Source organism: Gilliamella sp. wkB112 (assembly GCF_001690685.1).
Classification (GTDB): Bacteria; Pseudomonadota; Gammaproteobacteria; order Enterobacterales; family Orbaceae; genus Gilliamella; species Gilliamella apicola_J.
Genome location: NZ_LZGL01000018.1, coordinates 1 through 12,723, shown reverse-complemented (window position 1 = coordinate 12,723; position 12,723 = coordinate 1). Strand labels below are relative to the sequence as shown.

Here is a 12,723-nt window from a genome sequence, read left to right as displayed (position 1 = left end):
TGAATTCATACTGTCACAATGTCTGTTTAAAACATTGAAAGAGGTATTGAGCAAAAACACTAACTTTTTTTGATGCATATTGTCGCTGATGATATAAAATGCTGATAGCTGCTCCAGGTTCTTCCCAGTCCGACAAGATACGAACTAATTTACCCTCATGTAGGTCTTGTGATACCTCCCATGCCTCCCGTAATGCTATACCTTTACCCAAAAGACACCATTTTTTTAAGACATCTCCACTGTCACTACTTAAATGACCTTTTACATGAATAATTTCCTTACGTTTCGCGGAACTTTTGTGAACTAATGTCCACTGATCCTGCCTATAACCTGGATAAGAGAATAAGAGACATTGATGCTCACCTAATTGTTGTGGATGCTCTATTAATGGACTTTCTTTTAAGTAAGAAGGAGCGGCCACCAAAATACGGTAATTTGTAGTCAAACGCTTTGCTACTAAGTCAGAATCAGGAAGTTTCCCTATTCGAATAGCAATATCTATACCTTGGGAATACAGGTCAACAATATGATCTGTTAAACTTAGATCTATTGTGAGTAGCGGATGCAAATCACGAAAGGCTGCCACAATTGGAGCAATATAACTACTCCCTAATAATATTGGTGCAGTAATACGCAGCTTTCCTCGTAATTGCTCTTGTTGGCTAATGGTTGTCTGTGCTTCATCCAATATCTCTAATGCTTTTTTTACCTTATTTACAAAGTTTTGTCCATCTTCGGTAATTTCTAAATGACGAGTATTACGTTTAAATAAACGAATACCTAGCTCTTTTTCAATTCTAGCAATCTGTTTACTTACTGTTGCAGGAGAGGTATTTTGTAGCTTTGCTGCGGCAGTAAAACCTTTACTTTTAGCAACTGTAATAAGCATGTTTAGATCATTTAAATTGTTTAACATTAATTCTCGATTTAAATTAATAAAGCATTATGCATGATATTATCGTACATTAATTATGATTAAATATAAAATACTGATCCAAACATGTAATCGCTTAGCATTCTGTAACTACCAATTTATTATAGTTTTTTTTCATAACCTTCCATGGGAGCTACCTGTCTGAGATATCGATCATTAGGTTTAGTGTTGTCAGTTGTAAAATCCATTACTTCACGAAAAGATTCATTTAAATAAATTTGCATAGCTGGAGGAATTTTTAACTCATCCATTTCAACCTCTGAAACACGATAACGAATGCTGTTTTCATCATGTTTTTCTACTTTTTGCACCCATAAAGGTTCTCTAATGAATTCGCGCCCCATTGCAACTAATGACAATCCTTTATCAAGTGCCCGCTGTACTTCGTCAGGAGATTGTACAGAACCTCCTCCTATCAAAGGAATACGGTCATTGATTACAGAAGATATTTGTTGAATGATAGGCGTTTGGTCATGCCCCTCATTAAGAGGGATTCTTCCTATATGTCCAATAGAAGAATGAAGATAATCAATCCCCGATGTTGTAAGCGTTTCAATAAATTTAAGTGTGTCTTGAAAACGTATTCCTGGCGTTTCAAACTCTTCTGGAGAAATGCGGTAACCTAAAATAAATGGAGATTCTGCGAAAGACTCAATAGTTTTTTTGACAGAATCAATGACAGCCAATGGAAAACGTGTTCTATTTTCAAAGCTTCCCCCCCACTGATCTACTCTTCTGTTGGAATGAGGAGAAAAAAATTGTTGCAATAAATAAGTATTAGCACCATGAAGTTCAACACCATCAAACCCCGCCTGTATTGCACGATGTGTAGCATGTGCAAAATTTTCAATGATGGTGTGAATTTCTGCTTCAGATAGCGCCTCTGGTATTTCTGCATTAGGTCTTTCTGCACTTATAGCACTAGCACTAACAGGCATCATTCCACGTAATATTTTCGAATTTGTCATTCTACCAGCATGAAATATTTGCAGAATGGCTTTAGTGTTATTTTGTTTAATCGTTTTGGAAAGGGCCTTCAATCCCGCTAAATGTAAGTCAGATGCTATTCCAAGCTGACCTTCAAATCCCTTGCCTCGTTCAGTAATATAAGCAACCCCTGTAATTAACATGCCAGGGCCACCAGCTCGTAAAGCATAATAGGCTAATTCATCACTGGTAATCTGTCCATTGAAAAAACTAGCCATCGTTGTCATTGGTGCCATAACAACTCGATTTTTGAGCACTAATCCATTTTTAAACTGATAAGGTTGCATAAAATTTCTTGAGTTCATTTTTCATTTCCTCTTTTCTTTAAGAAAATCATTGTGAACAAAATAAACCCGAAGAAAAAGAAGCTAAATGGCATATGATTTTTGCCAAATAGGAAAAAATAAACTAGAACATTTATATTCAACTGGATTAATTCCAGAAGAAAATATTATTTATTACGGATTGTAATAATTGATATTACATCCACGCTAACAAAAACCATTTACTAGGTCAACAATTTGTACCAACAAATGCGAGCTTTCTTTTAAATATGCCCCTTCGCAAAAAAACTATTCAAAATAAAAATTATTTTTTATTGTTATTAGAAGTTACAAAAAAAATTATCCAGATTATAATTTTGTGTTATTGGGGTAAAATTAAGGTATATCGTATGTGTGTAGGAATTGCTTTGTATAACACAGATGGACTTTCAGCATTAAATGCATATGAAATAGGTGAGTTTTTTAATCACTTAAATATTAAAATCACTACCGCTTCTTATAATAAACATTTAGTTAATGGTGATCAGACTTCCCAGAAAATTACAGCAAAAGGATTGGAAAAAAAATTAGAACAAAATAATGAATTACAATTTGGCTTATATTGTATAGAAAATAATGAAACTATCGCTACCTTTTATCACGTTACTAATGAATTCGGTAGTTTTTATAATTTGAATATGCAATATATAAATAAAATTGAGAATCAAAAACAGTTTATTATTAAATTAGTGAAAAAAATTAGTAACTATATAAATTTTCCTTATGGAATATCATTTGAATTAAGTGACATGTTTCAAACATATATATATACGGAAGGTGAGGGCTTTTATTCAGTTTTTGAGTATGAGAAACCTAATACTTGGAATCGAGAAACACCAGGAAGATTTAAAGGATCAGCTAGATATAAAGATTCAATGTTACGAATGATATATAAGTTTAATATAATTAACGATAAACATCTTGGAATCAAATTTAATAATAATCTCTCATTGAAAGATTGGATTTTATCAGATAGTAAACATGGTGATTTAATAAAAATAAATAATAAACTGTGGTTATGGAGTGTAGATGACGACCAATTGGATAATATTAATAACTTCTGTGGAGAGGCTGGTGTTCTTATCTCTTGGAGGAATAGCAAACTTAGTTCTAAAAAGAAGAAACTCCCAATATAAGTTTTTAGAATGTGTTTTTCGTCTGATCCATGACTTTCTCTATAATATCTAAATTTATTGTAGTTTCATTTAGTTTCATTTTTGTAATTCTCTTTTTTGCCTATTTTTGAGATTGAAAATGTAATAGTAAAACTAACAAGAAATCCATCAGGAACAGGAATGTTTGATATGAGTAATTCTGCAAATACTAATGGGGGATTAGGAGGTGGAATAATTAGACCATCTGCAGGTAAAGGAGGTGCTTTTGAAATTGCTACAGGTAGTAGTAAAGGTGATCCTTTTGGAGGAAGAGGTGCAACACACAATGCAACTTTCTGGTTATTACAGTATTGATTAGGATATTAGAGATGACTAAAGAATTAAGAGATGAATTCGAGAAAGAACTACAAGTTTTTTTAAAGGAAAAATTAGCAATATATCCACATATTAAAACTAATAGAAATAAAATTATAATTGACAACAAGAAAGGTACTAAAATAGAAATAAACTTTGTATATCTTAATGTTAGTTGTGAATATGCAATTAGTATGTCTATAAACTCATCTGAGATTAATAAATTCATTAATCAAATTACACCTCCTTATCCTTCAAATATATCAAATAATAATTTAGTTTATTATTCTTATTTTGCGAATGAAAAAAAATATTCCTCAATTTTATTACCTAGGACAGATCAAGGAAAAGAAAATACATATAACAGGATTTTAGAAATCTTAAAGTCTATCTATCTTGAAAGAGCTTATAATTTAATTGAAGTAAATAATAAGTTAATTACTAATATTATAGATAACCCAAAATATTACTCTTATCCATTTCTAATCAGTGTATATGTTATAAAACACAATAAACTTTCTAGTGATGACATTAATTTAGAATATTTACTAAGTGAGAAAAATTTAGGATTTGACAATAATAAAGATTTAAAAATCTCTTTTAATAAAAAGATAGCTCATAATATATTGAATTATAATATATGATCAAACAAGCCAAATTAACCCTGTAGCTGATGCTAGAAGTATCCTACGTGTCATTATATGAAGGAAGAAGTTGCAAAACAAACAACAAAAGATGGCATACTATATGAACAGTGTTGTAAATAAAAAACGCCAAGCATAAATTAAAAAATAACTTTAATAATCATATGGTTGGTTAATGGAGCAATATTATTAAAAATAATATACATTAGGTTAAAATTTAGATAGTATATATTAATCTATTTAAGTTGTTTTCTGAACTTATAATAGAATTTAAAAGTACATTAAAAGAATTACAATCTAGCAAAATTGTTGTAAAAAAGGTTACTTGCTACACTATTGAATGTATGTAAGGGTAGTTGAACATCAACAATAAAGATTGGCTAATTGATATTACTGCAATTCTATTCTGATCTACGATGTAGCAGATAGTTACTATATGAGGATATATTATGTATTTTCAATTATCTGAGTTTTATAAAAGAGAAATCTGTTTTTTTTATGATGAAGATAAAAACCCTATTCCATTTTATGATTTTGATGAGTATATATCTAAACAGACGATTGAGACTATTTTTTATAAAGTCGATAAAATAGATAGTTATATCAATCAATATGATATTTTACCCACCTCTGGCCCATTGTTAGTTAGTAAAAAATTTATAGACTCTTTTTCAAAGCTAATAAAGACAGAAATAGATTATTTCCCAGCTAATATCACTGATGATAAAGGAATTACAAATACCGATTTTTTTGCATTAAAAATAAATAATATTATTCCTTGTTTTGATTATGAAAACTCTACTTATGAAGAAGTAGATTATGATGATGGCGAACCTCCTAGTTTAGAGAGCATAGAATTAAAAATTCTGAATAACTCTTTAAGAGCTTTTTCAATAGTCAGAATGTTAGAAGATCCATATGTCATTATTATTTCCAGTAATTTTAAAAAAATCTGTGAAGCAAACAAACTAAAAGGATTTGATTTTATCCCTTTAGATTAAATTGTATAAAACTTGTCCAATAAAGGAATAACTTTTAATGATATTAGATGGGATTTTAAATGAATTACAATCTAATAATATTGTGACAAGAGAAAAGGCTGCCGTCTATATTAATAAAGTATCTAGGGGAAATTGGACAGCAGCCAATAAAGATTGGCTAACTGATACAAGAACAATTTCTATTCTAATTGATGCAATAGAACAAGAAACAGATGAAAAAATTTTATTAGAATTAGTTAATACCATAGGTAACATAAGTCAAAGATATGAATATTATAATCCAAAAATCTTAAATGTATTGATTCCTTTATATGATAGTCCCTCAATAAATATTCAAGTAGAAGCATGTGCAAAAAGTATACAGTTTAATGATCCAAGAACATGGAATGCTATTTGTAAAATATTTGAAAAAAAGACAACGAAAAATACAAACTTATCGCTTGGGCTTTATATAGCTAGATATGCTAATAATATTCTAAAAGAATTTATAGATAAACTATCTAATCTAATTGAAAATGCCTTTTTAAAAGAAAAGAACATCGATGCAAAAGATAATTTATTACTTGCATTAGGCAAGGTTGGTAATAAAAAAACCATTGGATTTATTAATGAGCAAGTAATTAAAAAAGAAACAGATAGCCTTTTAATAGAAAGAGCTAATCAAACTATTAAGGATATAACAGAGAGATTAAAATAATAACTTTGTATAATATTCAAATTATTACTAGGGATAAATAATGCTAATGCCAACAACTTATATTTATGAATTTAAGAATAATTTATTCTTTTTTATTATGAGTACTCATCAAATTGATGATAAAGCATTAATACCTATAGATTGCTTAAGTGTTAGTCTAAATACAAATGAATCTGAAATTGCTTCTACTGCGTTAGAGGCAATTAATAAATTTTCGATAGGAAAATCTAAATATATGCAATATGAAACAGATATTATTAACAAAAATATCTGTAAATGGGTTGGAGCTAGAGGAATAAAGTCTTTTGAAAAAAATTCTAGGTTCCTTACAATGGAAAAAAATGTAGAGACTGTAGAATATATTCTTACACCTTTTGATAACTTTAATAAATTTCCATATCAATGGGCATTTAATAAAGATCTTGTAAAAATTAATATGGATAGTGATTTATTAGATATTGGAAAAGCTATTTTATTAGCCCTAGAAAGAAGTACTTATCATCCAGAAAGAAAAGATCCCAAATATAGAGAAAGTAAGCCTAAATTTTTCTTACCTTAACTTTAATTTTCATAAGTGGAGAATAATTATATGCTTATTTTGCTGGAATAGTTATTATGGAGCTACTTACTAAGTAGAAATATAAATGAAAGAATTCTCGGATAAAAATTGTTACTCGTTGAGTTTTCTAAATAATTCATCACAACCTATTTTTATAGATTGGTATAATTTTTTTTATTAGCTTTTTTGATAAATATAATATCCAACTTTCTCATGGAGGTATTAGTTACCCTACTTCAAAAGGAAAGTTAGTAAAAATAAAAACCGTTCAAACTCACTTATCAAAAATAGATAACAATGATATAACAGCTATGGATTTAATATTAGTAAGAAGTAAAGAGCTTTTGGTGGGAATAAAGATGATGTAGTGTTTACTGAAGCAGTACGCCCCAGAAATCATCAAACACCTGTATGCAAAGGATGTGAGGGAACCATTTATTTAAGATACAATTATTTTTCAATCAGGCTTGGAATAATCCTATGTGGGAACTTGAACGTATAAATTGGGAAGAACTACAGTTAGAGAGTGCAGAAAAAATACCTAAAGAAATTAGTACATTGATAAAAGTTGGAGATAATGATACAGCTGAAAATATTTATTGGCGTCTTGAGTTTTGTCTAATCGATCATGGGAAAGTAAATCATGACACAATATTTGTCATTCCTAGTATTATAAATGCACTACAAGAAGCAAACGCTATATCGAGACAATATTTTATAGAATTACTTGTACAAATTTCTTCATCCATTGCACAAGATACAAGTTGTAATAAGACATTTAGAGTAGATTGTTTAAATATAATATCTAAAGGAGCAGAGATATATTTATATTATCTTGAAAATTGTACTGAGCATGAATTAGATCTTTTAATAGAGCTGTTAGGTAGATGCGCTGAGTATGACAGTAAAATGAAGGATAGAGTTATTTGGTATATGAGAAAACTAATAAATAATAAACTAAAAAATAAAGGCATAATTTCTTTAATAAGTAATTGGTTAGAAGAACTATCCAAATAGTCTAATTTGAGTATTTAAAGAAACGGGCTTACATTATAATACCTTTAGGTACTACGACCCTGATATAGGTAGATTTACCCAGCCAGATCCGATAGGATTAGCTGGTGGATTTAATCTTTACCAGTATGCACCTAATCCAGTCAGTTGGATTGATCCTTTAGGGTGGCGTTGTGGTTCGGTACATGGAAATAGTAATAAGAGTACACGACCAAACCATGTTTATGTAATTGTTGATACAAAAACTGGTAGAATGATGAAACCAGGTATAAGTGGTTTACCATTAAATAAGAATGGTACATCTCCTAGGGCAAATCGCCAACTTAATGCCTTAAATCGTGGGCAATCAGGAAGATATAAAGCTGTAATTGTTGCTAGAAACAAATCAAGAATAGGAGCAAAAACTATTGAGCAGCAAATTACAGATAAACATGCTGCAAGGAATAATGGTTCAATGCCTTCTTCCATTCATCAACGCCCGAAACCACAAACTAGTAGTAGAGAAGGGTATATTGATATATATGGAGTACCTGATAACCGATGAATGAGTTACGGAGTAAGTATGAATTTTAATTTACTGACAATTGAAACCTCTAAACAAGCATCTATACCAGTAAAGGTCTTACCTTTTCGATATATGGCATATTATATTAAAGAAATATATATGGCATTATTGCCAAAGATTAATATTAATAATAGTTCTAAAATTGAAATTATTTTTGGAGCAAAAAGTGAGGATGATGTTGAATGGGATAATATGTTGGGAGTTACAAGTATCTTTGTTGAGGATTTTGATTTTAAAAGTTTCTATAGTATTCCTTCAAGTGCACAAGAATTAACTATACTTAATTATATAGATATAAAATTACAAGAAATTGTTAGCAGAACAAGTAATCAAGCACATACTATTGAGCTTATAAAGGAAACCAGCAAGAAAGTTGTTGAGACAAATTTTGCTCTCAAAATACTAATTAAAAAATTATCAAAAGGTTTATTTAATAGAAAATATAATATTAATATATATAGGATATTGAATAGAGAGGTAGGTGAAGGTTGGTTATTAGAGGTTATAGATAAAAAAGAATCAATTATTTATAAAGAATGGCTAGAAGAAACTCCAAATTACCTTGATAGAAGAGATTATTATGGAAAAGCATTATTGCAAAGTAATACATATGTTATTTTTAATAAACTGGGTCAAAAAACATTCAGTGTAGACTTATCATTTCTAAAATAATTAGGTTTTTTGAATATTTATATTTGACCAATTGATTTAATATGCAAATATAGGAGGTAAAATATCATTTATTATTAGATACTCAACAATCTTTAAGTATTAGATGTATTTTATATATCCAATGAAAAATTGCTTTATGATTATAGATTATTTAAATAGTTAATAAATTAACTAAGAAGCAACCCCGTACAAGCCGACTATGAAATATAAGGCAATAGCAAAGAAGAATGGCATGACAACCAAACAAACTTCAAACAAAACCTAAGATACCAAGGCCAATACCTAGATAGAGAAACGGGCTTACACTATAATACCTTTAGGTACTACGACCCCGATATAGGTAGATTTACCCAGACAGATCCGATAGGATTAGCTGGTGGATTTAATCTTTACCAGTATGCGCCTAATCCGATAGACTGAATTGATCCTTGGGGTTGGAAACCTTGCTTTAGTAATAGTAAAGCCAAAACCGATACAGAAGCTATTATTCGTCGCCATGGTGGAGTAAAAACTGGTGAAAATAGATATCAAATGCCAAGTAGACGTGCTGCTAGGCAGGCTGCGTCAGAAATAGCTGGAGATTTAAGCTCTAATCCTGTTATAACTCGCAAACCAGATTTTAGAGGGGGGCCACATACATGGCAAAATAGTAAAGGTAGAATAGGTGCTCAAAATAGAGCAGGTAATGCTGGATGGCATGATGATATTTTAGGGCATCCAGAATTTGGAGCGGGAACACATGTAAATGCTTGGAATGAAGCAAAAGGTGTATTTAGTAATCTTCACTTGGATTATTGATGATATGAAAAAAGCAATATTTATGTTTAATTCTGATAGATTAAAAGCAAAAGAGCAAGGTGTAGATGATACTTGGTTTACTGTTATTAATGATGAAAATAATCTTTCCGATGTAGTGGATGACAATCCGTGGAATCAAGATTTAGCTGAAATAAAAAAAAATTTCTATTGCTAGATCAATGTGTAATTCTTTTTCGTCCAGCTTTCGCTAAAGATGAATATTCAAATCAAGAATATAACAAAGGATATTATTTCATAGAAATAATGAATCAAGATGGAAGTATTACATATAGCTCTAAGAAACTTTACAAATGGGAACAACTAATCTCTCTAGCATCATTGTTTAAAACCCTTTCTTTTTCATCTGCGTCAAGGGTCTGGAAGGCAAAAAAACTATAGTTCAAAAATAATACAAATAGTTTAATCGCTAGAACTGAATTTCAATGGCAAGGCATGAAGCTATTTGGCGAGAACCAAAAAGACCTTAAGAGTCTCATAAGTATTTGGCAGGCAGAATACAAAATTTGGTGAAATGCTGAAAAAGAATGGAAAGAAAGCCGAAGTAACTTTGACCAAAATTTAAGATACCAAGGGCAATACCTAGATAGAGAAACGGGCTTACACTATAATACCTTTAGGTATTACGACCCCGATATAGGTAGATTTACCCAGCCAGATCCGATAGGGTTAGCTGGTGGATTTAATCTTTATCAGTATGCACCTAACCCGATTACTTGGATTGATCCTTTAGGTTTTAAGTGTACAAATTTGGTTAACAATAAAAATGGTACGGTTACTCTACAAATTAGAAATAAATTTAAAGGTAATAATAGAGCCTACTCTAGGCAACTAAAACGTTTCGTTAAAAACTGGAATAAGCAAATTAAGAAAAATGGTGGTTCTATGACTAAGAGAGGTTCTTTAACGGCAGCACAAGAAAAATTGAGTGCAAGATGGAAAAGGCAGATGAGAAAAAGATTCCCTAATTTATATAAGGGTAAAGTAGTCGGTCATACTCCAGATGCTACTATGGGAGGGCCTGTTGCAAATGGCTCAGCAATGCCTCTTGATACATCCGTAAATAGCTATCTTGGGGGGATAGCAAAAGGAGTTCCTAATGGCACTGTATATCACAAAGTAGAACTCATAGATTAGGAGAAAAAAATGTCGATAAAAGAATTTCTTGATAATTATAAAAATAGCTTTGATAAGCGCTCTAAAGCTTTCATTGAAGAATGTATTTCATATGGCATGACTGAGAAAGAAGCAAAGCGTTATGCAAAACAAAAAATATTTCCTGGCTCTATAGTAGATAAGATACCTACATTAGATACATCTATATATCAAACAGTTACACCACAATTAAAAGATAGGTTTTTATATGCTGGTTCTTGGAAAGAAATTGGAGAAACTTTTTTGAGCATTGACGCAATGATTAAATTAGCCAATAAGCCTAAGTTTAAAAAATGGGTTAAATCTATGAGAGAGAACTGGGAGGATTCTGCACCATGGATTTATCTTGATAAACAGTTATCAGTTATATCCGTAATGAGTGAAGATGAGGGAGATTATACTCTTGCTGTGTGGAATAATCCTGTAGAACCTGAGATATGGAGATATTCAGGCCAAAGCGAGCAAAAGTTCAAAGATTTATTAGGTTGGTTAAATTGGTTAAATGGAAATTAAATAATATTATCAAAACAACTAACAGACCAACAACCTTTGGCAAGCTGACTATGAAATATGGGGCAATAACAAAGAAGAATGGCATAACAACCAAACAAACTTCAAACAAAACCTAAGATACCAAGGCCAATACCTAGATAGAGAAACGGGCTTACACTATAATACCTTTAGGTACTACGACCCCGATATAGGTAGATTTACCCAGCCAGATCCGATAGGATTAGCAGGTGGCTTCAATCTAAATGAAGCAACCAGAGTAAATGGAGGAGTTACTCCTCCAGGGCTGTCTGGTTCAACAATGAATACTGATTTTACGATGAAACATTATCGATTTCCAGGTGGAGTTAACAAACCTTGATAGGAATTATTTTATGAGTTGGACAAAGGCATTATTTAAAAAAGAGATCGATAATATAATAAGTTGTGAATTAAAAAAAAGATCATACAAGAAAAAAAGTAGGCTTTACTTTAAAAAATTAAGTTTAACTTATGCAGATATTAGTTATCAAATAACTCTTAACGATTGCCAAAAGACCGAAGTAGGCTTTCACTTTTGGGGAACTATATCTCTTGATGAGATCAATAATTTTTTAAAAAGATTTTATAAAGATGATAGAAATTTTTTCCCAATTATGACAGGGAATATAGGTCTATTTACTCCAGCAAACACAAATAAATCCTATTATTTTAATTGGGAAAGGGACTACACAGAGCAACTTAATAAATTTCTATTAGATTTATCATATTTTGAAAGTTTAGTAGAAAATATTAAAGAGGTAAAAGATTTATCATTGGATAATTTGAAGAAAATACCTTTTATTAGGAAAAACTTTTCAGAAGGATTAAGTAAAAACTATAAGTTTTGTCATCCCTCAGTAGAGGCTGCAATTAATTTTTTAAATGGTAATTTTGAAGAAGCTATTCTATTAGCTAAAGAGCAAGTAAAGAATGATATAATAAGTTTAAAAGCTAGTTTTGGTCTATCTGATGAAGGGAAGAAACAGTTAGAGAGAGAATTACAATATTCTGAAAATCTCTTAGCTTTTTTCGAAAGTATGTATAAAAATAAAAATGGATAGATCATAATTCCAATGAGTATATGGTATTACTATCATCACTACATTAAATAAAGATAATAACTTATCAATTTTAAAGCTTAAAATATTGATATAACCAACTGATTAATACAAATAAAATAAAAAAGACATGGACAGTCCGCATATATACGCTTTAAATACGATGACTTAGGTAGAAGAACAGAAAAAGCCACCTACCTAACTCCCCATCAACCACCTATTACCAAAACTACCTTTCAATGGGAAGGCATGCAACTGCTAGGAGAAAACCAAAACAACCTAACTAGCCTCTACATCT

At 30.6% G+C, this 12,723-nt stretch carries 15 protein-coding genes and 4 pseudogenes; 17 read left to right on the top strand and 2 right to left on the bottom strand.

The window, feature by feature from the left end:
• Positions 1-13: 13 nt before the first annotated feature.
• Both A9G12_RS09585 and A9G12_RS09580 read right to left on the bottom strand, forming a co-directional pair.
• Positions 14-916 (bottom strand): LysR family transcriptional regulator, encoded by a 903-nt coding sequence (locus A9G12_RS09585; RefSeq protein WP_065565633.1) that lies wholly within the window; start codon positions 914-916, stop codon positions 14-16.
• A 119-nt stretch (positions 917-1,035) separates the two neighbouring features.
• Entirely contained in the window at positions 1,036-2,226 is a 1,191-nt protein-coding gene (locus A9G12_RS09580) for an NADH-dependent flavin oxidoreductase (RefSeq protein WP_065565632.1), read from the bottom strand.
• A 368-nt stretch (positions 2,227-2,594) separates the two neighbouring features.
• Here A9G12_RS09580 and A9G12_RS09575 point away from each other — a divergent pair, with 368 nt between their 5' ends.
• The 17 genes and pseudogenes from A9G12_RS09575 to A9G12_RS09515 all read left to right on the top strand — a co-directional run bounded on the left by A9G12_RS09575 (position 2,595) and on the right by A9G12_RS09515 (position 12,428).
• On the top strand, positions 2,595-3,380 hold the full coding sequence (locus A9G12_RS09575; RefSeq protein WP_081299728.1) for a hypothetical protein: 786 nt from the start codon (positions 2,595-2,597) through the stop codon (positions 3,378-3,380).
• A 168-nt stretch (positions 3,381-3,548) separates the two neighbouring features.
• Positions 3,549-3,713, top strand: a complete 165-nt coding sequence (locus tag A9G12_RS12350; RefSeq protein ID WP_176701757.1) for a hypothetical protein — start codon at positions 3,549-3,551, stop codon at positions 3,711-3,713.
• Positions 3,714-3,727: 14 nt separating this feature from the next.
• Positions 3,728-4,357: a hypothetical protein gene (locus A9G12_RS09570; RefSeq protein ID WP_065565631.1), complete on the top strand. Its 630-nt coding sequence runs from the start codon at positions 3,728-3,730 to the stop codon at positions 4,355-4,357.
• Positions 4,358-4,806: 449 nt separating this feature from the next.
• On the top strand, positions 4,807-5,358 hold the full coding sequence (locus A9G12_RS09565; RefSeq protein WP_065565630.1) for an imm11 family protein: 552 nt from the start codon (positions 4,807-4,809) through the stop codon (positions 5,356-5,358).
• A gap of 37 nt (positions 5,359-5,395) precedes the next feature.
• Complete coding sequence (locus A9G12_RS09560) at positions 5,396-6,055, top strand: hypothetical protein (RefSeq protein ID WP_065565629.1); 660 nt, start codon at positions 5,396-5,398, stop codon at positions 6,053-6,055.
• Between the two features lie 40 nt (positions 6,056-6,095).
• Complete coding sequence (locus A9G12_RS09555) at positions 6,096-6,614, top strand: hypothetical protein (RefSeq protein ID WP_065565628.1); 519 nt, start codon at positions 6,096-6,098, stop codon at positions 6,612-6,614.
• A gap of 480 nt (positions 6,615-7,094) precedes the next feature.
• Positions 7,095-7,631, top strand: a complete 537-nt coding sequence (locus A9G12_RS09550) for a hypothetical protein (protein WP_065565627.1) — start codon at positions 7,095-7,097, stop codon at positions 7,629-7,631.
• A gap of 16 nt (positions 7,632-7,647) precedes the next feature.
• A pseudogene (locus A9G12_RS12240) lies at positions 7,648-8,172 on the top strand (RHS repeat-associated core domain-containing protein); the annotation flags it as partial.
• An 18-nt stretch (positions 8,173-8,190) separates the two neighbouring features.
• On the top strand, positions 8,191-8,865 hold the full coding sequence (locus A9G12_RS09540; protein WP_141674146.1) for a hypothetical protein: 675 nt from the start codon (positions 8,191-8,193) through the stop codon (positions 8,863-8,865).
• 252 nt (positions 8,866-9,117) lie between these two features.
• Positions 9,118-9,282: pseudogene (locus A9G12_RS12075) on the top strand (RHS repeat-associated core domain-containing protein); the annotation flags it as partial.
• 114 nt (positions 9,283-9,396) lie between these two features.
• A complete protein-coding gene (locus A9G12_RS09535) occupies positions 9,397-9,663 on the top strand; it encodes a hypothetical protein (protein WP_065565625.1) in 267 nt (88 codons plus the stop codon).
• Positions 9,664-9,667: 4 nt separating this feature from the next.
• Positions 9,668-9,838: a hypothetical protein gene (locus A9G12_RS12445; RefSeq protein ID WP_218056625.1), complete on the top strand. Its 171-nt coding sequence runs from the start codon at positions 9,668-9,670 to the stop codon at positions 9,836-9,838.
• 323 nt (positions 9,839-10,161) lie between these two features.
• Positions 10,162-10,425 (top strand): annotated as a pseudogene (locus tag A9G12_RS12675) (RHS repeat-associated core domain-containing protein); the annotation flags it as partial.
• Between the two features lie 141 nt (positions 10,426-10,566).
• On the top strand, positions 10,567-10,818 hold the full coding sequence (locus A9G12_RS12500; protein ID WP_141674145.1) for a hypothetical protein: 252 nt from the start codon (positions 10,567-10,569) through the stop codon (positions 10,816-10,818).
• 9 nt (positions 10,819-10,827) lie between these two features.
• Positions 10,828-11,349 carry a hypothetical protein gene (locus tag A9G12_RS09520; protein ID WP_065565623.1) on the top strand — a complete coding sequence of 174 codons (522 nt, stop codon included), beginning with the start codon at positions 10,828-10,830 and terminating at the stop codon, positions 11,347-11,349.
• 28 nt (positions 11,350-11,377) lie between these two features.
• Positions 11,378-11,632, top strand: a pseudogene (locus A9G12_RS12435) (RHS repeat-associated core domain-containing protein); the annotation flags it as partial.
• An 88-nt stretch (positions 11,633-11,720) separates the two neighbouring features.
• A complete protein-coding gene (locus A9G12_RS09515; RefSeq protein WP_065563851.1) occupies positions 11,721-12,428 on the top strand; it encodes a hypothetical protein in 708 nt (235 codons plus the stop codon).
• Positions 12,429-12,723 lie beyond the last annotated feature (295 nt).